This window comes from Prodigiosinella aquatilis, assembly GCA_030388725.1.
GTDB classification, from domain to species: domain Bacteria; phylum Pseudomonadota; class Gammaproteobacteria; order Enterobacterales; family Enterobacteriaceae; genus Prodigiosinella; species Prodigiosinella aquatilis.
In genome coordinates this window covers 4,416,209-4,438,289 of sequence record CP128857.1, presented here as the reverse complement: position 1 = coordinate 4,438,289, position 22,081 = coordinate 4,416,209, and the positions used below count along the sequence as shown (strand labels likewise).

At 49.6% G+C, this 22,081-nt stretch carries 16 protein-coding genes; 7 read left to right on the top strand and 9 right to left on the bottom strand.

Going from position 1 to position 22,081, the window contains the following annotated elements:
* The first annotated feature begins 2 nt into the window (after window positions 1-2).
* On the top strand, window positions 3-1,313 hold the full coding sequence (aceA, locus tag PCO85_20605) for an isocitrate lyase (GenBank protein WJV53522.1): 1,311 nt from the start codon (window positions 3-5) through the stop codon (window positions 1,311-1,313).
* A 47-nt stretch (window positions 1,314-1,360) separates the two neighbouring features.
* Window positions 1,361-3,115 carry a bifunctional isocitrate dehydrogenase kinase/phosphatase gene (aceK, locus tag PCO85_20600; GenBank protein WJV53521.1) on the top strand — a complete coding sequence of 585 codons (1,755 nt, stop codon included), beginning with the start codon at window positions 1,361-1,363 and terminating at the stop codon, window positions 3,113-3,115.
* 17 nt (window positions 3,116-3,132) lie between these two features.
* On the opposite strand, the gene iclR is transcribed toward aceK, so the two are convergent.
* Window positions 3,133-3,960: a glyoxylate bypass operon transcriptional repressor IclR gene (iclR, locus tag PCO85_20595; GenBank protein ID WJV53520.1), complete on the bottom strand. Its 828-nt coding sequence runs from the start codon at window positions 3,958-3,960 to the stop codon at window positions 3,133-3,135.
* A gap of 194 nt (window positions 3,961-4,154) precedes the next feature.
* Between iclR and metH the strand changes: the two genes are divergently transcribed.
* Window positions 4,155-7,841, top strand: coding sequence for a methionine synthase (gene metH, locus PCO85_20590; protein ID WJV56161.1), 3,687 nt, complete (start codon window positions 4,155-4,157; stop codon window positions 7,839-7,841).
* A gap of 108 nt (window positions 7,842-7,949) precedes the next feature.
* Here the strand turns inward: metH and PCO85_20585 are convergent, their stop codons facing one another.
* A complete protein-coding gene (locus PCO85_20585; GenBank protein ID WJV53519.1) occupies window positions 7,950-9,404 on the bottom strand; it encodes a DASS family sodium-coupled anion symporter in 1,455 nt (484 codons plus the stop codon).
* A gap of 331 nt (window positions 9,405-9,735) precedes the next feature.
* On the opposite strand from PCO85_20585, the gene PCO85_20580 reads away from it, so the two are divergent.
* Window positions 9,736-11,367 (top strand): Na/Pi cotransporter family protein, encoded by a 1,632-nt coding sequence (locus PCO85_20580; protein ID WJV53518.1) that lies wholly within the window; start codon window positions 9,736-9,738, stop codon window positions 11,365-11,367.
* An 81-nt stretch (window positions 11,368-11,448) separates the two neighbouring features.
* Here the strand turns inward: PCO85_20580 and yqhD are convergent, their stop codons facing one another.
* Window positions 11,449-12,612 carry an alcohol dehydrogenase gene (gene yqhD / locus PCO85_20575; protein WJV53517.1) on the bottom strand — a complete coding sequence of 388 codons (1,164 nt, stop codon included), beginning with the start codon at window positions 12,610-12,612 and terminating at the stop codon, window positions 11,449-11,451.
* A gap of 311 nt (window positions 12,613-12,923) precedes the next feature.
* On the opposite strand from yqhD, the gene PCO85_20570 reads away from it, so the two are divergent.
* Window positions 12,924-13,802: an AraC family transcriptional regulator gene (locus PCO85_20570; protein ID WJV56160.1), complete on the top strand. Its 879-nt coding sequence runs from the start codon at window positions 12,924-12,926 to the stop codon at window positions 13,800-13,802.
* 21 nt (window positions 13,803-13,823) lie between these two features.
* On the opposite strand, the gene PCO85_20565 is transcribed toward PCO85_20570, so the two are convergent.
* From PCO85_20565 to PCO85_20545, 5 genes are all read right to left on the bottom strand, one after another.
* Window positions 13,824-14,483 carry a DedA family protein gene (locus PCO85_20565; GenBank protein WJV53516.1) on the bottom strand — a complete coding sequence of 220 codons (660 nt, stop codon included), beginning with the start codon at window positions 14,481-14,483 and terminating at the stop codon, window positions 13,824-13,826.
* 185 nt (window positions 14,484-14,668) lie between these two features.
* Window positions 14,669-15,862 (bottom strand): cystathionine beta-lyase, encoded by a 1,194-nt coding sequence (gene metC, locus PCO85_20560; GenBank protein WJV53515.1) that lies wholly within the window; start codon window positions 15,860-15,862, stop codon window positions 14,669-14,671.
* Window positions 15,863-16,124: 262 nt separating this feature from the next.
* A complete protein-coding gene (locus tag PCO85_20555) occupies window positions 16,125-17,417 on the bottom strand; it encodes a TRAP transporter large permease (protein ID WJV53514.1) in 1,293 nt (430 codons plus the stop codon).
* Between the two features lie 14 nt (window positions 17,418-17,431).
* Entirely contained in the window at window positions 17,432-17,938 is a 507-nt protein-coding gene (locus PCO85_20550) for a TRAP transporter small permease (GenBank protein ID WJV53513.1), read from the bottom strand.
* A 68-nt stretch (window positions 17,939-18,006) separates the two neighbouring features.
* A complete protein-coding gene (locus PCO85_20545; protein WJV53512.1) occupies window positions 18,007-18,984 on the bottom strand; it encodes a TRAP transporter substrate-binding protein in 978 nt (325 codons plus the stop codon).
* A 660-nt stretch (window positions 18,985-19,644) separates the two neighbouring features.
* Between PCO85_20545 and exbB the strand changes: the two genes are divergently transcribed.
* Together exbB and exbD are read left to right on the top strand one after the other, a co-directional pair.
* A complete protein-coding gene (gene exbB / locus PCO85_20540; GenBank protein WJV53511.1) occupies window positions 19,645-20,565 on the top strand; it encodes a tol-pal system-associated acyl-CoA thioesterase in 921 nt (306 codons plus the stop codon).
* 3 nt (window positions 20,566-20,568) lie between these two features.
* Window positions 20,569-20,991, top strand: coding sequence for a TonB system transport protein ExbD (gene exbD / locus PCO85_20535; protein ID WJV53510.1), 423 nt, complete (start codon window positions 20,569-20,571; stop codon window positions 20,989-20,991).
* A 45-nt stretch (window positions 20,992-21,036) separates the two neighbouring features.
* Here exbD and PCO85_20530 read toward each other — a convergent pair whose 3' ends face one another.
* A complete protein-coding gene (locus PCO85_20530; GenBank protein WJV53509.1) occupies window positions 21,037-22,056 on the bottom strand; it encodes a LacI family DNA-binding transcriptional regulator in 1,020 nt (339 codons plus the stop codon).
* Between the last annotated feature and the right edge of the window lie 25 nt (window positions 22,057-22,081).

Genomic DNA, 22,081 nt, shown 5'->3' with positions numbered 1-22,081 from the left:
TTATGAGTACCTCTCGTACCCAACAAATACAGCAAATTGAAGAAGAGTGGAAAAATGAGCGTTGGGAAGGCATCACCCGTCCTTATCGCGCTGAAGATGTCGTTAATCTTCGCGGTTCGGTCAACCCGGAAAGTACGTTGGCTCAATTGGGTGCGGCCAAACTGTGGAAACTCCTGCACGATGGTAAGTCACGCAAAGGCTATGTGAACTGCCTGGGAGCATTGACAGGAGGACAGGCATTGCAACAGGCCAAAGCCGGGTTAGAGGCGGTATATCTTTCCGGCTGGCAGGTGGCCGCCGATGCCAATCTGGCATCCAGTATGTATCCCGACCAGTCACTGTACCCGGCCAACTCGGTACCGTCTGTGGTGCAGCGCATTAACAATACATTCCGTCGCGCTGACCAGATTCAGTGGGCTAACGGTATCGGGCCAGACGATCCGCGTTATACCGATTATTTTCTGCCGATTGTCGCGGATGCTGAAGCGGGTTTTGGTGGTGTGCTGAATGCGTTTGAATTGATGAAATCCATGATTGAGGCCGGGGCGGCGGCAGTCCATTTTGAAGATCAATTGGCCTCGGTGAAGAAGTGCGGTCACATGGGGGGCAAAGTATTGGTGCCGACGCAGGAAGCTATCCAGAAACTGGTGGCAGCCCGTCTGGCGGCGGATGTGCTGGGTGTGCCAACGCTGTTGGTTGCGCGTACCGATGCGGATGCGGCCGATCTGCTGACCTCTGACTGTGATGACTACGATAAGGACTTTGTTACCGGTGAGCGCACGGTGGAAGGTTTCTACCGTACCCGGGCCGGTGTCGAACAGGCTATCAGTCGTGGGCTGGCGTATGCGCCTTATGCCGATTTGGTATGGTGTGAAACCTCGACACCCGATCTGGGGTTGGCACGTCGCTTTGCCGAGGCTATTCATGCAAAATTCCCTGGTAAATTGCTGGCCTATAACTGTTCACCGTCGTTCAACTGGAAAAAGAATCTGGATGACCGGACTATTGCCTGCTTCCAGGATGAGTTGTCGGAGATGGGTTATAAGTACCAGTTCATTACGTTGGCAGGGATTCATAGTATGTGGTTCAACATGTTTGATCTGGCCCATGCCTATGCCCAGGGCGAAGGTATGAAGCACTATGTGGAAAAAGTGCAGCAACCTGAGTTTGCTGCGAGTCAGGAGGGTTATACCTTTGTCTCACACCAGCAGGAAGTGGGTACTGGCTACTTTGATAAGGTGACGACGATTATTCAGGGCGGGGCTTCTTCGGTCACCGCGCTGACGGGATCAACGGAAGAGCAGCAGTTTTGATCTTGAGCGGCCAGCCTTGTGCTGGCCGTATTCGTATGGAGATCACGATGATTCATGATCGAGAACATTTGGTAGCCCAGACGATATTACAAGGTTTTGATGCGCAGTATGGTCGTTTTCTGGAAGTCACTGCTGGTGCTCAGCAGCGTTTTGAACGCGCCGACTGGCTAGCCGTTCAGCAATCTATGAAGCAGAGGATCCACCTTTACGATCATCATGTTGGACTGGTGGTGGCACAGTTGGGGTGTATCACCGGTTCACAGTGTTATGACGCGGGTTTTGTCGAGCGGGTAAAGCAGATTTACACCTCGTTGCTGCCGGATTACCCACGTTTTGAAATTGCGGAAAGCTTCTTTAATTCCGTTTATTGCCGCCTGTTTAATCATCGTGAGCTGACGCCGGATAAGTTGTTCGTGTTCAGTTCACAACCAGAACAACGTTTCCATGAAATTCCTCGTCCCTTGGCAAAAACTTTTACACCAACCGACGGTTGGCCGGCCATGTTGAAAAAGCTTCTGACGGATTTGCCGTTGCGTTTACCGTGGGAAAATCTGGACCGCGACATTGATTATATTGTGGACGCGCTACAGCAGGATTTTGCGGATGACTCATTATCGCAGGCGTCATTACAGGTGGCCAACGAGTTGTTTTATCGTAATAAAGCTGCCTGGCTGGTGGGAAAACTGTATTTGCCTGATGGTGTATTCCCTTTTTTGTTGCCGATTCACCATAGTGAGCACGGCGCCCTGTTTATTGATACTTGCCTGACGACGCAGGCGGAAGCCAGCATTGTGTTTGGTTTCGCGCGTTCCTACTTCATGGTGTATGCGCCATTGCCGTCTGCGCTGGTGGCTTGGTTGCGCGATATTCTGCCCGGCAAAACTACGGCGGAACTGTATCTGGCGATAGGATGCCAGAAGCACAGCAAAACCGAATATTACCGCGAGTATCTGAATTATATGGCGGATTCGGAGGAGCAATTCATTATTGCGCCAGGTGTGAAAGGTATGGTCATGTTGGTATTCACATTACCGGCCTTTGACCGCGTGTTCAAAGTGATAAAAGATCATTTCGCCCCGCAGAAAGAGGTAAATGAGGAACGGGTTCGGGCCTGTTATCGCTTGGTGAAGGAGCACGATCGGGTTGGGCGTATGGCTGATACGCAGGAGTACGAAAATTTCGTGATCGAAATGCGCCGTATCAGTCCGGAACTGCTGGCGGAATTGCAAAGAGAAGTACCGGAGAAACTGGAATATTCAGGCGACAAACTGATCATTCGCCATTTGTATATGGAACGCCGCATGACGCCGCTGAATATCTATCTGGAGCAGGCGAACGAACAGCAACTGCGGGATGTGATTGAAGAGTACGGTAATGCTATCAAGCAGTTGGCTGCGGCAAATATCTTCCCTGGTGATATGTTGTTCAAGAACTTTGGTGTTACCCGACACGGGCGGGTCGTATTCTACGATTACGACGAGATCTGCTACATGACGGAAGTGAATTTCCGCGATATTCCACCCCCACGCTATCCTGAAGATGAACTGGCGGCTGAGCCCTGGTACAGCGTGGCGTCAAATGATGTGTTCCCGGAGGAATTTCGCCTGTTTCTGTGTGGCGATCGCCGCTTGTCGTCGTTATTCGAAGAGATTCATGGCGATCTGTTTCAGGCGGATTACTGGCGGGCGTTACAGCAGCGTATCCGTGAGGGGCATATTGAAGATGTTTATGCCTATCGGCGCAGAAAACGTTTTAGTCAGCGTAATGCTGTACCGATAGGGCCACGAGTCAGTGCTGCCTGACACTGAGTGATATACCGTTAGCGTATGCCACCATATTCATAAGTGATGTCTTTAGCCGCCTTGATGACCAGTGCACCCAATTCAGTAGTGCGATCATTTGTGATTCGGGATATCGGGCCGGAAATAGAAATGGCGGCAAAGGCTTCATGATGTTCATCCAGAATACAGGCGGCCACACAACGTAGCCCCAGCGCGTGTTCTTCATCGTCAAACGAATAACCCTGCTTGCGTATTTGCGCCAGATTTTCTTTTAAATTCTGTGAATTGCAGGTGTGTGGTGTGTAACTGTGCAACCCTTTTTTATGCAGTAGCTGCGAGATCTTGTCATCCGGCAGGCTGGCCAAAAAGGCTTTGCCAGCGCCAGAGGCGTGCATGGGCAACTTACCGCCGATGGGGGCAGACATCCGCATCAGCGCGGTACATTGTACCTGATCGATAATGATGGCCTGATAATCTGAGTGGTCGAGCACCGCGAGATTGACGGTTTCCCCTGAGCTTTCCATCAGCTTGCGTAGCGTTGGGTGCACCATGGTCAGTAAGTTACGGCTTTGCAGGAAGCTACTGCCGACCACAAACGCCTGCGCACCAATGGTCCATAACCCCAGTTCACCCACCTGACGGACAAAGCCTTGCTGCTGCATAGTGCTTAGTAACCGATGAGTAGTGGAATTGGGTAAACCGGCCTGCTGAGCCAAATCAGTCAAGGCGATACTGCCATTTGCCTTGGCAATGTATTCCAACAGGGTCAGACCACGCGTCAGTGATTGTACCTGCCCTGCGGGTTGAGCTGCCACGGTAGTGGCTCTGGGTTTCTTTCCTCGTTTGACTGGCTCTGGTGGCGTCATGATCTCGGTTCCTTTTTCATATAATGGAATTGATTTTCGTTTTTTTTTCAGAGATTGCAACCTTCTTCTGCAACACCTGATAAGTTGGTGTCAATAACTGAGAAACTCTCATCTGGCATGGGGCTGGCAGGGGGTGAACTTGTGCTAGGATAGACCTTCGCAGCGGCGATGGGGATTGACGACTGGAAAAGATGATGGCGACGAATCGGTTAAACGAATTACAACAGCAGTTGGCACAACGCATTATGATTTTGGATGGTGGCATGGGAACCATGATCCAGAGTTATCATTTGCAGGAAGAGGATTATCGCGGCGCCCGTTTTGCTGACTGGCCTAGCGATCTGAAAGGTAACAATGACCTGTTGGTGCTGACTAAGCCGGATGTGATTACCGCTATTCATGATGGTTACCTGGAAGCGGGTGCCGATATTCTGGAAACCAATACCTTTAACTCGACCCGCATTGCCATGGCCGATTATGACATGGCGGCGTTGTCGGCTGAGATTAACACCGCTGCCGCCCGATTGGCACGCGCCTGTGCCGATGAATGGAGCACACGGACACCGAATAAACCGCGTTATGTCGCGGGTGTTCTTGGGCCAACCAACCGCACTGCCTCAATATCACCAGATGTGAACGACCCGGCATTCCGCAATGTCAGCTTTGATCAACTCGTTGATGCTTACCGGGAATCTACCCGAGCGCTGATCGAGGGTGGTGTCGATTTGATTATGCTCGAAACCATTTTTGACACACTGAATGCCAAAGCGGCGGTATTTGCGGTAGAAAGCGAATTTGAGGCGTTGGGTATCACGCTGCCGGTGATGATTTCTGGCACGATTACCGACGCCTCCGGCCGTACGCTGTCTGGCCAGACGACGGAAGGATTCTACAATGCACTGCGTCATGCCAGGCCGTTGTCATTTGGTCTTAACTGTGCGCTGGGGCCGGATGAGTTACGGCAGTATGTGGCGGAATTGGCGCGTATTGCCGAATGTTATGTCACCGCGCATCCTAACGCCGGATTACCTAACGCGTTTGGTGAGTACGATCTGGATGCGCAAGAGATGGCACAGCAGATTGGCGAATGGGCGCGCGCCGGTTTTCTGAATATTGTGGGTGGGTGCTGTGGCACCACGCCGCAGCATATTGCGGCTATCGCTCAGGCAGTGGACGGTGTGGCTCCGCGCGTGTTGCCGACTCTGCCAGTCGCCTGCCGGTTGGCAGGACTGGAACCCCTGAACATTAGTGATGACACACTATTCGTCAACGTCGGCGAACGTACCAATGTGACCGGTTCAGCCCGTTTCAAACGCTTGATCAAAGAAGAAAAATATAACGAAGCGTTGGATGTGGCCCGCCAACAGGTGGAAAGCGGTGCACAGATTATCGATATCAACATGGATGAGGGGATGCTGAACGCCGAAGCGGCGATGGTGCGTTTTCTCAACTTGATTGCCGGTGAGCCGGATATCGCCCGCGTCCCCATCATGATTGACTCTTCCAAATGGGAGGTAATCGAAGCCGGGCTGAAATGTATTCAGGGCAAAGGTATCGTCAACTCGATTTCCATGAAGGAAGGGGAAGATATTTTTCTCCATCACGCCAAATTGGTACGACGCTATGGCGCGGCTGTTGTCGTGATGGCGTTTGATGAAGTAGGGCAGGCGGATACCCGGGCCCGCAAGATTGATATTTGTCGCCGGGCCTATCGCCTCCTGACAGAAGAGGTTGGCTTCCCGCCGGAAGATATTATTTTCGACCCCAATATTTTTGCCGTGGCGACCGGCATTGACGAACATAACAACTATGCCGTTGATTTCATTGAAGCCTGTGCCGATATTAAAGCGCAATTGCCGCATGCGTTGATTTCCGGTGGTGTGTCTAACGTGTCGTTCTCATTCCGTGGCAATAATCCGGTTCGTGAAGCCATACACGCGGTATTCCTGTATTACGCTATCCGTAATGGTATGGATATGGGGATTGTGAATGCAGGTCAGTTGGCGATCTATGATGATTTACCCGCCGAGCTGCGTGATGCGGTGGAGGATGTGATTCTTAACCGTCGCAGCGATGCAACGGAACAGATGCTGGGTCTGGCGGAAAAATACCGTGGTAGCAAATCCGAGGGTGACAGCAATAAACCGCAACACGAGTGGCATAGCTGGCCGGTGAAAAAACGGCTGGAGTATTCTCTGATCAAAGGTATTACCGAATTTATTGAGCAGGATACCGAAGAGGCACGCCAACAGTCAGAACGCCCGATTGAGGTGATTGAAGGGCCGCTGATGGATGGTATGAATGTGGTGGGCGATCTGTTCGGTGCCGGGAAAATGTTTCTGCCTCAAGTCGTGAAGTCCGCCCGAGTCATGAAGCAGGCGGTAGCCTATCTGGAACCTTTTATTGAAGCCAGCAAGGCGAAAGGTTCCACCGCCGGGAAGATCCTGTTGGCAACGGTGAAAGGCGATGTACATGATATCGGCAAGAACATTGTGGGTGTCGTGTTGCAGTGTAATAACTACGAGATTATCGATCTGGGCGTGATGGTTCCCACCGATAAAATTTTGAAAACCGCACGGGAAGAGAACGTCGATATTATCGGGTTGTCGGGGTTGATCACGCCATCTCTGGATGAAATGGTGAATGTGGCAAAAGAAATGGAACGTCAGGGCTTTACGTTGCCGTTGCTGATCGGTGGTGCCACCACATCCAAAGCGCATACCGCAGTGAAGATAGAACAAAACTACAGTGGTCCAACCGTCTACGTACAAAATGCTTCACGTTCCGTCGGGGTCGTATCGGCGTTGCTGTCAGAAACGCAACACGATGAATTTGTCGCCCGTATCCGCAAAGAGTATGAAACGGTGCGCATTCAGCATGGTCGTAAAAAACCACGTACACCGCCGGTATCATTGGCAGTGGCACGGGATAATGCCCAGACCATCGACTGGAAAAATTACACGCCGCCAGTGGCGCATCGACTGGGTGCACAGCAGGTTTCCGCCAGCATTGAAACCCTGCGTAACTATATTGACTGGACACCGTTCTTCATGACCTGGTCGCTGGCTGGCAAATACCCGCGCATTCTGGAAGATGATGTGGTGGGCGAAGAAGCTAAACGGTTGTTTGCCGACGCGAATACCATGCTGGATTCATTGGCCGCAGAGGGATCGCTCAACCCACGTGGTGTGGTTGGGATATTTCCGGCCAATCGTGTCGGGGATGATATTGAGATTTACACTGATGAGCATCGCAATGAGGTACGTGCGGTAGGCCATCATTTGCGCCAGCAAACCGAAAAAATCGACTTCCCCAACTATTGTCTGGCCGATTTTGTCGCCCCGAAATCCAGTGGAAAGCCAGACTATATCGGAGCATTTGCCGTTACCGGTGGGTTGGAAGAAGATCTGCTGGCGGAACAGTGGGAAGCGCAACACGATGATTACAACAAGATTATGCTCAAAGCGCTGGCGGATCGTCTGGCGGAAGCCTTTGCCGAATATTTGCACGAGCGGGTACGTAAAGTTTACTGGGGATACGCGCCGAATGAAAATCTTGGTAACGATGAGCTGATTCGTGAAAATTATCAGGGTATCCGCCCAGCTCCGGGGTATGCGGCGTGCCCGGAACATACCGAGAAAGCTACCATCTGGCAGCTGCTGGATGTGGACAATCAAGCAGGAATGAAGTTGACGGAATCCTATGCCATGTGGCCGGGTGCCTCAGTATCCGGCTGGTATTTCAGCCACCCTGAAAGTAAGTATTTTGCCGTAGCACAGATTCAGCGCGATCAGGTGGAAGACTACGCCCTGCGCAAGCAGATGACGGTAAGTGAAGTTGAACGCTGGTTAGCCCCGAATCTGGGGTATGACGCGGATTAATATTTTACCAGGGCGTCGGATGGCAGGCAGATATCAGAGAGAATGCGTTGGCGGTATGGCATAGAACGGGCACCCTACGGTGCCCGTCTACGTTTTATTTGTCGGGTATTAATACAGGCCGATCACTTTCCACCACAGCAGGCCAGCGGACATGAAAATTGCCTGGTTAACCAGACTGATAGCAAACCCGGTTCTCCACCAGACGACGGTAGGCACATAGCCAGACCCGAACAGAATCGGACCGCGAGCGTGGGTATATTGTGTTAGTGAGCAGTACAGGCTACTGGTGAAAGCCAGCATCATCGCCATCGGTGCTGCCGGGATATGCAGACTGATACCGACACCCAGGAATACCGCGTACAGAGCGGCAATCTGTGCATTACCACTGGCAAAGAAATAGTGGGTATAGAAATAGGCGGCATTGAGTAACAGCAGTACCAGTACCCAACTGGTGTTCCCCATCATATGGCCTATATTGGTACCGATGAGATCACCAAACCAGGTTGTGAAACCAAGTCTTTTCAGCTGGTTAGCCATCATCAACAGCGCGGCGAACCAAATCAGCGTGTCCCAGGCACTTTTTTCACTCTTGACGTCTTCCCAGTTTAATACCCCGGTTAACAGCAATATGGATAAGCCGACAAAAGACGCAGTGGTGGCATTCACGCCCAGTACGCCACCAAAAATCCACAATACCAGCAGGATCAGTACCGTGGCGGCCATCAGCCATTCTCCCCGACTCATCTTGCCCATTTTACCCAGTTCGGAAATGGCCAGCTTGGGTGCCTCTGGCGTATGGCGGATTTTCGGTTTTACCAGGATATAAACGCACAACGGGACCAGCAGCAGGGAAATCATGCAAGGCACCACCGCTGCCACGAACCAACTACCCCAGGTGATGGTAATACCGGCGTTAGCTGCCAGTTTTACCGCTAGCAGATTACCGGTGTAACCGGTCATAAACATCGCTGCGGTGACATCGTTAACGTTACCGATACACGTAATCAAGAAGGTACCAATCTTACTGCGGGATGCATCTTCCGGTTTGGAATCGAAGCTACGGGCCAGTGAGTCAGCAATCGGATAGATTACCCCGCCGCAACGGGCGGTGTTACTCGGCATGGCAGGCGATAACACCAGGTCCGCAAATGCCAGACCATAGGCCAGGCCCAGCGTCCGTTTACCGAGCATACGAATCATTTGTAGTGCGATACGACGCCCCAGACCGGTTTTAATAAACCCTCGGGCAATCATGAATGCGACGACAATCAGCCAGATGAGTGAGCTGTTCAAATCACTCAGTGCCGTTTGGATGGAGGCACTCGCGGTGGTATCGCCTGCGGCATAAGTGAGAGCAAACAAAGTGATACTGATAATACCGATGGCCCCGATGGGTAATACGTTGGCCACAATACAGATAATGGTAGAGACAAAAATGACAGCCGAATGCCAGGCCGCTGGTTTTAGTCCTGTCGGTGGGGTGATATGCCAAAAGATAGCGGCAATTATCAGGATAATTACTAAAGGCAGCCAGTTTAGGCCATATGATGTTTTGGTCTTCATCCATTTTCCTTGCTGAGATCGGAAACGTTTACTAATACGCTAACGCTTTAAAGTTAGGTATGTGCGCAGAATAGCGCTAGCTTAAATCCTAAAAAGCGAAAAATAGCCACTTGTTGATTTGGGCGGGTATTTTGAAAATTTTACCGTTATTTGTGCAAATGAATTTTCACAATAAAGGGTGGTCTGTCAGACTGAGGTGAAATCTTTGGGGCGGATGGTATAGCCAACACGCATCATAATGCCAGTATCTGCGAGGAGAGTACTCTTTCTCCTTGGTGGTACAGGCTGTTTTTATTGTTATGTTTCTTATATTGGATGGGATTATTGCTCTGTGTTAACTCTGTTGCACTTACTTTCTGCTATCGCTTTGTTGGTATGGGGAACGCATATTGTACGGACCGGCATTATGCGGGTGTATGGTTCCCGTTTGCGCCGGATAATCAGCGATAGCGTTGATAAAAAACCGCTGGCCTTTATGGCGGGCATGGGCGTCACGGCATTGGTTCAAAGCAGTAATGCCACTGCATTATTGACCACTTCTTTTGTGTCACAAGGGTTGATCGCCCTGGCCCCGGCACTGGTGATTATCTTGGGTGCCGATGTCGGGACCGCGTTGATGGTGCGGGTCCTGACGTTTGATTTGTCCTGGCTTTCTCCGCTGTTGATTTTTCTGGGGGTTATTTTTTTCCTGAGCCGTAAACAAACCCATGCCGGTCAGCTTGGGCGAGTTGCTATCGGATTAGGTTTGATTCTGCTGGCGCTTGAACTCATTGTGCAAGCCGCTACCCCGATTACCCAGACCGCAGGTGTGAAGGTGTTGTTTTCCTCGTTGACCGGGGATGTGATGCTGGATGCATTGGTCGGCGCTGTGTTTGCCGTAATCAGCTACTCCAGCCTGGCGGCGGTATTGTTAACCGCCACACTTACCGCCAGCCATGTTATTTCGCTGGAAGTGGCGTTGTGTCTGGTGATTGGCGCGAACCTGGGGAGTGGTGTGCTAACGCTGATGAATGCCAGTACACAAAGTCCAGCGGCGCGCCAGGTTGCGTTGGGCAGTATGTTATTTAAGCTGATTGGTTGTCTGCCCGCATTGCCTGCCATCGGTTATCTGGCTGATGGTCTGGCCCGTATCCCACTGGCGAGTGAAGAGCTGGTTATCTATTTTCACCTGTTCTATAACCTGATCCGCTGTGTGTTGTTACTGCCTTTTGCCGGACGAATGGCGCAACTGTGCAGCAATCTGATTACCACTGAACAGGAAATCGATCCCCGTCTTCATCCCCGGCATCTGGAGATCAGCGCGTTGGATACTCCCGTACTGGCGCTGACAAACGCTGCCCGTGAAACGTTGCGGATTGGTGATGTGATCGAGCAGATGCTCAATATGTATCATGACGTGTTGCAAGGGAACCGTCAGCAGGTACGTGAAATCCGCAAATTGGACGATGACGTGGATGTGCTGTACAACGCCATCAAGCTCTATCTGGCCCAGATTGAGAAAACAGGGCTACATGAGCGAGATTCTCAACGCTGGGCAGAAGTCATTGAAATGGCACTAAATCTGGAGCAGGCTGGCGATATTATCGAACGCATTGTCGGTGATGTCGTCCAAGGGGCGATGGGGCGCCAGCGTGCGTTTTCTGCACAAGGGTTGACCGAGTTGAATCATTTGCACGAGCAGTTGGTGATCAACTTGCGCCTTGGGCTGTCGGTATTTTTGTCTGGGGATGTGGCTAGCGCCAAACGGTTACGCCGTGCCAAACACCGTTTTCGTATTCTCAACCGCCGCTATGCCCACGCGCATGTGGATCGACTGCATCAGCAAAACGTACAGAGTCTGGAAACCAGTTCATTGCATCTTGGGTTGTTGGGAGATATGAACCGTCTGAACTCGTTGTTTTGTGCGGTCGCTTACAATGTGTTGACGCTGTCACAGGAAGACGATGAAGAGCGTGAAGTGTAAGTCGCGGGGGGATAATTCCCCCGCGCTTTCCGTTATATGAGATTGGGTTACTCTGTTTTGGGTGGGCTGTTATCGACCAAATTAACGGGCAGCTTCATAAACGTGTTGACTGTCTGACAGCGTAATATCATGGTGTTCGCCCAATGCGGTCATATTGTGTTCTTTCAGTTTTGCGACCAGTGCCGGAATGGAACTGCCGTCGAGCTGATAGTCAGAGAGATGAGTAGGAACCCCCATTTTCTCGAAGAAATCACGGGTGGCGGCGATAGCGCTGTCGATGCGTTGCTCTTCGCTACCGTCGCGCAGATTCCAGACACGTTCGGCATATTGCAGCAGTTTTTGTCGTTTTTGCGTTTTACGCTCGTTCAACATGGCTGGCAGGACGATAGCCAGCGTTTGAGCGTGATCCAATCCATGCATAGCTGTGATTTCATGGCCCAGCATATGTGTTGACCAGTCTTGCGGTACGCCCGCGCCGATCAAACCATTCAGTGCCATGGTAGCGCTCCACATCACGTTGGCGCGAATCGCATAGTTTTTGGGGTCTTTCAGTGCGCGCGGGCCTTCTTCGATCAATGTCAACAGCAGCCCTTCCGCAAAGCGATCCTGCACTTTGGCATCAACCGGATAGGTCAGATATTGCTCAACAGTATGCACAAAAGCATCTACCACGCCGTTGGCTATTTGCCGTTCTGGCAGCGTATATGTCGTCACTGGATCGAGGATGGCAAATCGCGGGCAAACCAGCGGATTCATGAAGGCCTGTTTGTCGCCGCTGGATTTCCGGGTGATAACTCCGCCACTATTGGATTCGGAGCCGGTCGCCGGTAAGGTCAGTACGACGCCGAGTGGAATGGCGCTTTTAATCTGCGCACCACGGGTTTGCAGAATGTGCCACGGATCTTCTGCCTCGGTATAGTTGACTGCCGCCGCAATAAACTTGGTGCCATCCGCAACGGAGCCACCGCCAACCGCTAACAGGAAATCGATTTTTTCCTTTTTCACCAGTTCAACGGCTTTCATCAGTGTTTCGTAGGTTGGATTAGGTTCAATGCCGGAAAATTCCAGCACGTTACGACCATGCAACGCCGTATGTACCTGATCCAACACGCCGTTATGTTTAATGCTGCCGCCGCCATAGGTAATCAGGATTCGGGCATCAGCGGGAATTTCATTAGCCAGTCCGGAAATTTGGCCTTCACCGAACAGAATTTTTGTTGGGGTATGAAGTGTAAAATTTTGCATAGATTATTTATCCAGTTTAAAGCCTTGTTGGAGAATGGCAGGCAGCACATTGATCTTATTTATACATACCTGCTGGTGATGGATATCCGACAATAGCGTTTGGGTATCAATGGTGATGTTGTCGGTGCCCTATTCTCGGTAACCTATCATTTTCATACAATGCTCATTCCTGTTCTCTTTTTGCCTATTTCTATAAAAAAAGAGAGAAAATGATGATTCCATGACGGTGATATGTCATTTTACTCCCTTCTGTGGGAAGAGATGAACATATGAGAAACGATAGTACATATAGTCGACTGGTCAAACAGGCCATGCAGTTTGTGGGTGAGGGGGGCGCTTGGGTTACGCCGTCTCCGGTTCCGCAGGTAAAGATTATCTATTCTGATCGCCATTACGGACGTACGCCGGTGATGTATGACCCCAGCATTGTGGTTATTTTTCAGGGGCACAAAGTGGGATATCTGGGGAGTAAAGTTTTTCGTTACGATCCGGAAAACTACCTGTTGATGACGGTTCCGTTGCCTTTTGAGTGTGAAACGTTCGCCAGTTTGGAGCAACCGCTGGTGGGGGTGTCTGTCCGGGTGGATATCCAGATTCTGCAGGATTTACTGATCGACATTGGTGATGATGCTTGTGCGGATAAACCCCGGGCTGAGACGTCAGGCGTCAACAGTGTTCGGTTGACGGATGCCATGCTGTGCGCAACAGAACGGTTACTGGATGTGATGACAAATCCACGGGATGCCAGAGTGTTGGGACCAGGCATTGTCAGGGAAATTATTTATCACGCTCTATGCGGTGCTTGTGGTGATGCATTACAGGCGTTGGTTAATCGTCACACGCATTTCAGCCAGATTGCTAAAGCGCTGCGGCGGATAGAAAATCACTACGCTGATAACCTGAATGTAGAACAATTGGCCATGGAAGTTAACATGAGCGTGTCGGCATTTCACCATAACTTCAAAGCAGTAACCAACACGTCGCCGTTGCAATATCTGAAATCGTACCGGTTGCATAAGGCGCGCCTTATGATGTTGCATGATGGGCTGAAAGCGGGAACGGCCGCCATTCGTGTGGGGTATGAAAGTCCCTCGCAGTTCAGCCGTGAATTTAAACGTTACTTTGGCACCACGCCCGGCAATGAAGTATCACGTCTGCGGGCTGGCAGCTGGGTGGGAGAAGGTAGCTAGGGAACCACTCGCTATTGTAGATCAGGCAACCGTGCGTTTTTTTCGCCACAGTACGATCAACATCCCCACCAGACCGCTCATCAGCAAAATTAGCGGCATGATGCACAACGCTGACATAACCAGCGCTTCATGGCGTTGTACCAGGGGAATATGGCTCATGGAATAGCCAAGAGAGATGATGCCAAATACCCAGAGAAAACCACTGAGCCAGTTGAAAAACTGAAAACGCATTGTGTCTAATCCGGAAAGGCCAGCAATGGTGGGCAGTAATGTGCGGATAAAGGCCAGAAAACGGCCGATCAGCAATGCCATCAAACCATGACGGTCAAAAAGATGGTAGGCACGCTGATGGTAATGCGCGGGTAATTGCCGTAGCCATTTTTGCATCAGCCGTGTATGACCCAACCAGCGGCCTTGAAGATAACTGAACCAGCAACCCAGGCTAGCGGCTACCGTCAACAGGATCATTGTCGGGATAAAGTGCATTACACCTTTTGCAATCATGGCACCAGTGAGCAATAACAGACTGTCGCCCGGCAGGAAAGCGGCGGGAAGCAAACCATTTTCCAAAAACAGCGTAGTAAAAAGAATACTGTAAATCACCCAGATAACGTGAGGATCGGCCAACGCGTCGAAATTCTGCTGCCACAGAGCCTGAATAATTTCATGAACTACATTCATATTGCTTCCTGTCTGGTTTGCTGTAACCCCTTAAACAGCGACTGCGCGTTTCTGATTACTGGTGAATAGATACCAGGCCAGACTAGGGGAAAAAGATAAATTTATAATCATCATTATTATTGCTTCCATGATACACGTATTACCTCCCCTGCCGCAGCTGAATCAAGGCTGAAGGGATAGAGACGTCACATTTCCTTGATTCTTCTGAAACCTGCGGCCAGATCTTCTATCAGATCGTCACAATCCTCCAATCCAATATGTAAACGGATGAGTGTACCGCTAAAGTCCACTCCACCGGCTGGCCGAATGGCGGCTAGTTCTTCCGGTTGATTAGCCAGAATCAGTGATTCAAACCCGCCCCAGGAATAAGCCATGCTGAAATGGCTGAAATGGTCGAGGTAGTTTGATAGCTGATCCTGGTTGAGCTTTGATTTTAAAACGAATGAAAACAGTCCATTACAACCGCTGAAATCACGCACGAAATTATCGTGACCTTTACAGTCTGGCAGGGCCGGATGATTGACCTGCGCGACCTCTGGACGTTCAGCAAGCCAGTGGGCGATACGAAGGCTGCTTTCCTGATGCTGTTTCAAGCGCAGGGCCAGTGTCCGCAACCCACGGCTGGCCATATAAGCGGTATCGGCGTCTGCCATTTGTCCCAGCAGGTAAGACTGTTCGCGCAGTTGATCCCAGCAGCGAGCATTGGCTACTGCCGTGCCGAGCATCGCGTCAGAATGGCCCACAATGTATTTCGTGCCGGACTGAATGGAAATATCAATACCAAAATCCAGTGCTTTAAACAGTATGCCCGCCGCCCAGGTGTTATCAATCATGATGATAATCTCCGGGTTTACGCGACGAACTGCCGCGACAATGGTGGGAACATCCTGTACTTCCATCGTGATGGATCCAGGAGATTCCAGAAACACTACTTTGGTGTTGGGTTGAATCAATGAGGCGATGTCATCACCGATCATGGGATCAAAAAAGGTAGTGCTGATGTTCATTCTATTCAGCACTTTATTACAAAAATCTTGCGTTGGTTCATAGGCTGATCCGGTAACCAGCAGATGATCCCCGGCAGAAACAAAAGCCAGTATGGCGTTGGCAATTGCCGCAGCGCCACAGGGATAGAGTGCACAACCGGCGCCGCCTTCCAGCTCGGTCATGGCGTCCTGTAAAGCAAAATGAGTCAGCGTGCCACGGCGACCATAAAACAGTGCACCTTTGGTGCGGTTGATAGCGGCGTGTTTTTTGTCCTCGACCGTATCAAAAACCAAAGAAGACGCCCGCTGAATGACGGGGTTGACGGAACCATGCGTAAATTTTTTGCTTCGTCCGGCGGCTATCAACGCTGTAGCGGTTTTTTTGCTTGTCATATCTGTTTTTACCTGTTGCTGAGTAATCTTTGCCGTTCCTGAATTCAGGAAAACCGTGGCATATCATTATTGCCAAGTCCTTACGTTATCACGGCTGGCACAGCCTGTGGGGACGCTTTTCCGTTCACTTGTAAAAACGGACACTCTTGCTGTCAGTGTGGTTTGTTGTAGGGACTTCATGCTGTCTGTTCCGCGTGATAAAAACAAAAAAGCCCGTTTTTATCGAAAACGGGCAAGTTAATGCATGCAGTGAGAAGAGGAGTTAACCGGTATGAACACCAAACAGGCGAGGCAACCAGAGTGAAATCTCCGGAATATAGGTCACCAACAGCAGTACCGTGAACAGGCCGATATAGAAAGGCATCATGGCTTTGACGACATCTTCGATCTTCTGTTTGCTGACGGCGCTGGCGACGAATAGCACAGAACCTACTGGCGGCGTAATCAGTCCAATACCGAGGTTTATCATCATGATCATCCCGAAATGTACTGGATCGATACCGAGTGAAACGGCAACCGGCAGTAACACTGGCGTGAGTATCAGGATCAACGGCGCCATGTCCATCAGTGTCCCCAATACCAACAACATCAGGTTGATACACATCAGGATGACGTATTTATTATCGGAAATGGACGTGAAGAAGTGGGTGATGCGGCTTGGTAACTGCATATACGTCATAACCGCGCCAAAGGAAGCGGCAAAACCAATCAGAATCATGACGATAGTGACTGTTTTAACGGTTCGATACATCAGTTTGGGCAATTCGAACCATTTATAGTCTTTATAGATAAACATGGTGACGAAGAATGACCATAGACAGGCAATGGCAGCGGACTCGGTGGCAGTAAAAATACCGGAAAGAATACCGCCCATGATGATCACGACGGTCATCAACCCCCATAATGTATCAAGGAAGATTTTCACCGCTTTACGGAACGGAACTACTTCGCCTTTGGGATAGCCACGTTTGTGGGCGAAGCCGATACAGATCAGCATCATGGTTAAACCGAGCAGGATGCCTGGTAATATCCCGGCGATAAACAGCGAGGCAATTGATACCGTACCGCCTGCGGCAAGCGAATAAATAACCGAGTTATGACTGGGGGGAATCAAAATAGCTTGTACCGAACCGCCCGCCGTCACGGCAGCGGCAAAGTCACGGGGATAACCTTTTCTTTCCATTTCCGGGATCATTACCGAACCTATAGAAGCCGTATCGGCGACAGAAGAACCTGAAATGGCACCAAAGAACGTTGAGGCGACAATATTGACCAGAGACAGTCCCCCGCGGATAAAACCGACAAATATATAGGCAAAGTTCACCAACCGGCGGGCGATACCACCTTCCGCCATGATGGCGCCTGCCAGAATAAAAAATGGAATTGCCAGCAGGGAGAACTTATTCACGCCACTGGCGATTTGAATCATGATCGCTTCCAGCGGTAGGTCGATCCAATACGCGCCAACCAGTGCGCTCAAGCCAACGGCATAGGCCACTGGTACCCCGACTGCCAGCAATACCGCCAGCGTCGCAAGCAAGATAAATGCATCCATGGTGACAGGCTCCGTTAGGCGTTGCCAAGCATGACCACAGGACGCTTATCCTGTGAACCAAATAAAATACGTTCAATGACGAACAGCATCGTTATAAATGAACCAATGGGCAGCGGTAGATAGGTTTGTCCGGCAGAGATGATGGGGAACTCGGCAATCTGTTGATCCCATAATTCCAGGCAGAGTAGTGAACCGCAATAGAGAATGAACAGGCAAATTAGCAGCATCAGTATATCTGACAGGAGTTTACAGACTTTTTTGGCGACATCCGGTAACCGGTCAACCAGCATGGAGACAGCAATATGCGAGCAGGCACGATAACTCACTGCTGCCCCAACAAAGGTGAACGTGACCATGCAAAGAATAGAAATGGGTTCTGGCCAGGAAATACCGTCATTCATGATATAACGGAAAAAAATACCTACTGGAATAATTAACGTCATAATGAATAATGCTAACCCAGATACCCACATAGCCATCAGGTACAGCACATCCATGGCTGAAATATATATACGGGCCATATTATATTCTCACCTACAGACAGCAAATAATGGGTGGGTAAATTAAAATAACTTACCCACTCGATAGATTATTTCACGTCGGCAACGGCTTTTATCAAACCTTGATATTTGGCACCGAATTGATCGCGTACCGGTTGTGTCGCTTTATAGAATTCTGCGGTATTAATATCGTGGAATTTCACACCACCGGCCTTCATCTTTTCCAGTGATTTTGCATTATAATCTGCCCACAATACCCGTTGTTCTTGCTGTGCTTCTTTGGCCAGTTTCAGAATAAGTTGCTGATCTTCTTTAGACAATTTATCCCATTTTATTTTTGAGTAGAGGAATACTTCCGGAATAATGAAATGACGACTCCAGGTATAATTCTTGGTGACCGGCATATAATTATGGGCAACAAATGTCGGCGGGTTGTTTTCTGTGCCGTCGATAACCCCAGTTTGTAGACCACTGAACACTTCGCTGACACCCATCGCAATCGAGTTGGCTCCCATATCCTTCAGGGTTGCCAATGATACAGGACTGGCCTGGACGCGGATTTTCATCCCTTTCAGATCTTCCGGTTTGGTTACCGGGTCTTTGGTTATCAGGTTACGAGTACCCGCATCCATCCAGCCCAGAAAGACCAGTTTTGATTTAGGGCTATTAGTAATTTTATCCCCTACCTCCTGACCTATTTTCCCGTCTAATACTTTATGCATATGATCTTCATCGCGGAAAATATAGGGCAAGGTAAATACTTCAACGTCCGGCAGAATAGCTGCTACTGGCGTCATGGAAACGCGGATAATATCAATGGCACCCAATTGTGCTTGTTCTATCATCTGCCTTTCATCACCCAACACACCGCTTGGAAAGGTTTTTATTTCTAATCTTCCGTTAGTTGCTGCTTTAAGTTTTTCTCCCATGTGTTGTACCGCAACCACATTTGGATAACCTTCAGGATGAACATCAGCAGCTTTAATTTGTTGCGCAATAACCGAATGACTCATTAACACCACGGTAGAACTTAAACACAAACTGATTAACGTCTTTGATAACTTCATCAGATTACCTCCAGAGGTGATGGGTAATAGGTATTACTGTAAATAGAATGAGTACGTTTTTATTTTTTTATGTCATAAAAAGGTCATAAAACACTGACATGAAAAATGAGATATGCGATGAGATTTGCCGGATAAGGCTTAATTTATTGTGATGCATCCTCATTTGTAGATAAGCAAGCTAACCTATTATACAACTTTGAAGAATGACAAGTATCACAAAAGCAAAACATGATAAGAAATGCTGTTTCAAGTGGCGTTAATCTTGATGCATTATGAGAATTTGTTAATAATTAACTGATTATTAATGTTTTTATTTGTATGCCATTAATTGTTGCTAATGGATAACTTATCGAATTTTCATCATAAATGGTGTAATAACTTAATGGCGATCACAGAATAAAAATCGTTAGATATACGACGTTGCAGAATACACAAAATCCGCTAACGCATGCTTTCATCAAGCGCTATAGCAAGCCAGCGATGCTGTTCAGGATGTTGAGCCAGGCATTATGGTGATAGCGGGTTGTCAGAAAAATGCGTAGATAATAATGAGAACTACTATCAATTAATTCAGGTTTTGGTATTATTTTACGCTGATTTATTACATGACTGGCATTGGATGATAGGTGGAGGTACAGCGTGTATACGGCTGGCAACAACATGACTCAACCGTTCACATCAGCCTGGAAAGGCACAGGTTGTGCGTTGAGCACATTTTCTCGTGGTGTAGTGGTTATCCTGCTGATGGCGGGATTGGGTGGCAGTGCGTTTGCCGCCACTCCTTCCATACCAGTAATTAACAAAGATGCCGTGGTGTCTGCGCTGGAACTGCCATCGGGAGCGGATGCTTCAGGCAATCTGATGCAGATGGATCTCTCGGTCTGGGGTATGTATCAGCACGCCGACCTCGTGGTAAAAGTGGTAATGATTGGTCTGATGCTGGCATCGGTCATTACCTGGGCAATCTTTTTTGGTAAAAGTATCGAGCTGATGAAAGCTAAACGTCGTATTCGCGATGAACATCTGGCGTTGGAAGAGGCTAGAACCGTGGATGATGCTGTGGATACCGCCCGCACTTTCGCACCGGACAGTGTCGCTCTGCGACTGCTGTCGGATGCGCAAAACGAACGGGTCTTGTCAGACCTATCTGATGATAACCACGGGATTAAAGAGCGTACGGCATTCCGTCTGGAACGTTGTGTGGCTGCAACGGGTCGGTATATGGGACGCGGTACCGGATATCTGGCCACGGTTGGGGCGATTGCGCCATTCATCGGCTTATTTGGTACGGTATGGGGGATCATGAACAGCTTTATTGGTATCGCGCATACTCAGACCACCAATCTGGCCGTTGTGGCACCTGGTATTGCAGAAGCGCTGCTGGCAACGGCGCTTGGTCTGGTTGCGGCGATTCCGGCAGTGGTGATCTACAACATATTTGCTCGCTGGATAGCCAGTTATAAAGCGATTGTCGGCGATGTGGCGGCACAAATTCTGCTGTTACAGAGCCGTGACCTGGATATTGCTGATAGCATCGAGAGTAAGATGACGTCATCAGTGCAGAAACGGCGGGCGAGTTAAGCGATGGCCATGCATTTGAACGACGATCAGAATGAAAATGGTGAAATGCATGATATCAACGTGACGCCATTTATTGATGTCATGCTGGTGCTGCTGATCGTTTTCATGGTAGCGGCACCGCTGGCTACCGTAGATATTCGTGTCAATTTACCGGCGTCTTCGGCAACACCACAACCCAAGCCGGCAAAGCCAGTTTATTTGACCGTAAAAGCAGATAACCAGCTTTATCTGGGGAATGACCCGGTGCCTGAGCAAGCGCTTGCGCAGGTGCTTGATGTTAAAACCCGAGCTGACAAAGACACCACGATTTTTTTCCGGGCGGATAAAAGTGTGGATTATGAAACCATAATGCGAGTTATGAACTTACTGCGCAGCGCGGGTTATCTCAAAATTGGCCTGGTTGGTGTGGAAAAAGCCACCCACTAATGGGGCGTGTTGTCTGAAAGATTTTTGCGCTTGTTATTTAGGCGATTATCCACGTGAATCAGGATGGCGCCAATGGATATGGGTCGGCACATAAATCCGGCTCTGCTCCAGCGGACGTTCCTCAATCAGTGTGGTAATCATGTCAAAACTGTTGCGGGCCAGCGTTTCACAATCCTGCGCTACGGTATCAATCTTCAACGGCAGGCAATCAAACAGATAGTGGTCGTCAAAGCTGCATAACCGCAGGTCGCTATCCATCAGATTATGCTGGTTCAGATAACGCAAAACTCCTTCCAGTAGACCGCAGGCAGCCGTAAATAGCGCTTTGGGTGGGCGGCCCAGACTAGCACATAGTTGGGCGAACATTTCATAGCCGGAACTGGGATGATAGCTACCGTGAATAATCCACTCAGGCTGGCACGCTATACCGGCACGTTCCAGACCCAGCTTAAAACCCGCCAGACGATCGTGAGTCGGAGATATCCGTGACGGACCACCGATGAAATAGAATTCATCCTGATGCTGTCTGGCCACTTTCTCCACCAGTTCCGCCGTTGATTCGACGGATTCGGTAACCACCAGTGGCAGATCAGAATCACCAATGACACGGTCAAACTGCACCACCGGCAATTGTTGGTTAATTTTACGATATTCCACGTCGCTGAACATACTGGATGCGACAATCAAACCATCCACCTGACGTTGGAGTAGGTTGTTGACCGCCATCATTTCCTGACCAGCGTTCTCGTCGGTACAGGCAATCAACAGTTGTAGCCCTGCTTCACGACATAACATTTCCAGCTCGCGTGAAATGACTGCAAAACCATAGTTGGTCATTTCTGGCACGACCAACCCCAGCGTGTTGCTGCGGTTTGAACGTAGCGAACGAGCATGAATACTTGGTTGATAACGTTGCTGGTGTGCCAGGGCAATAATGCGATCGCGGGTTTCATCCGACACGCGAAATTCTTTACTGCGGCCATTAAGTACCAGACTGGCTGTCGATTTTGAAACGCCCGCCAGTTTGGCAATATCACTGATTGTTACGCGCTTAGTTTGTTTCACCGCAATATCTGTGTTGAAAAAGAAG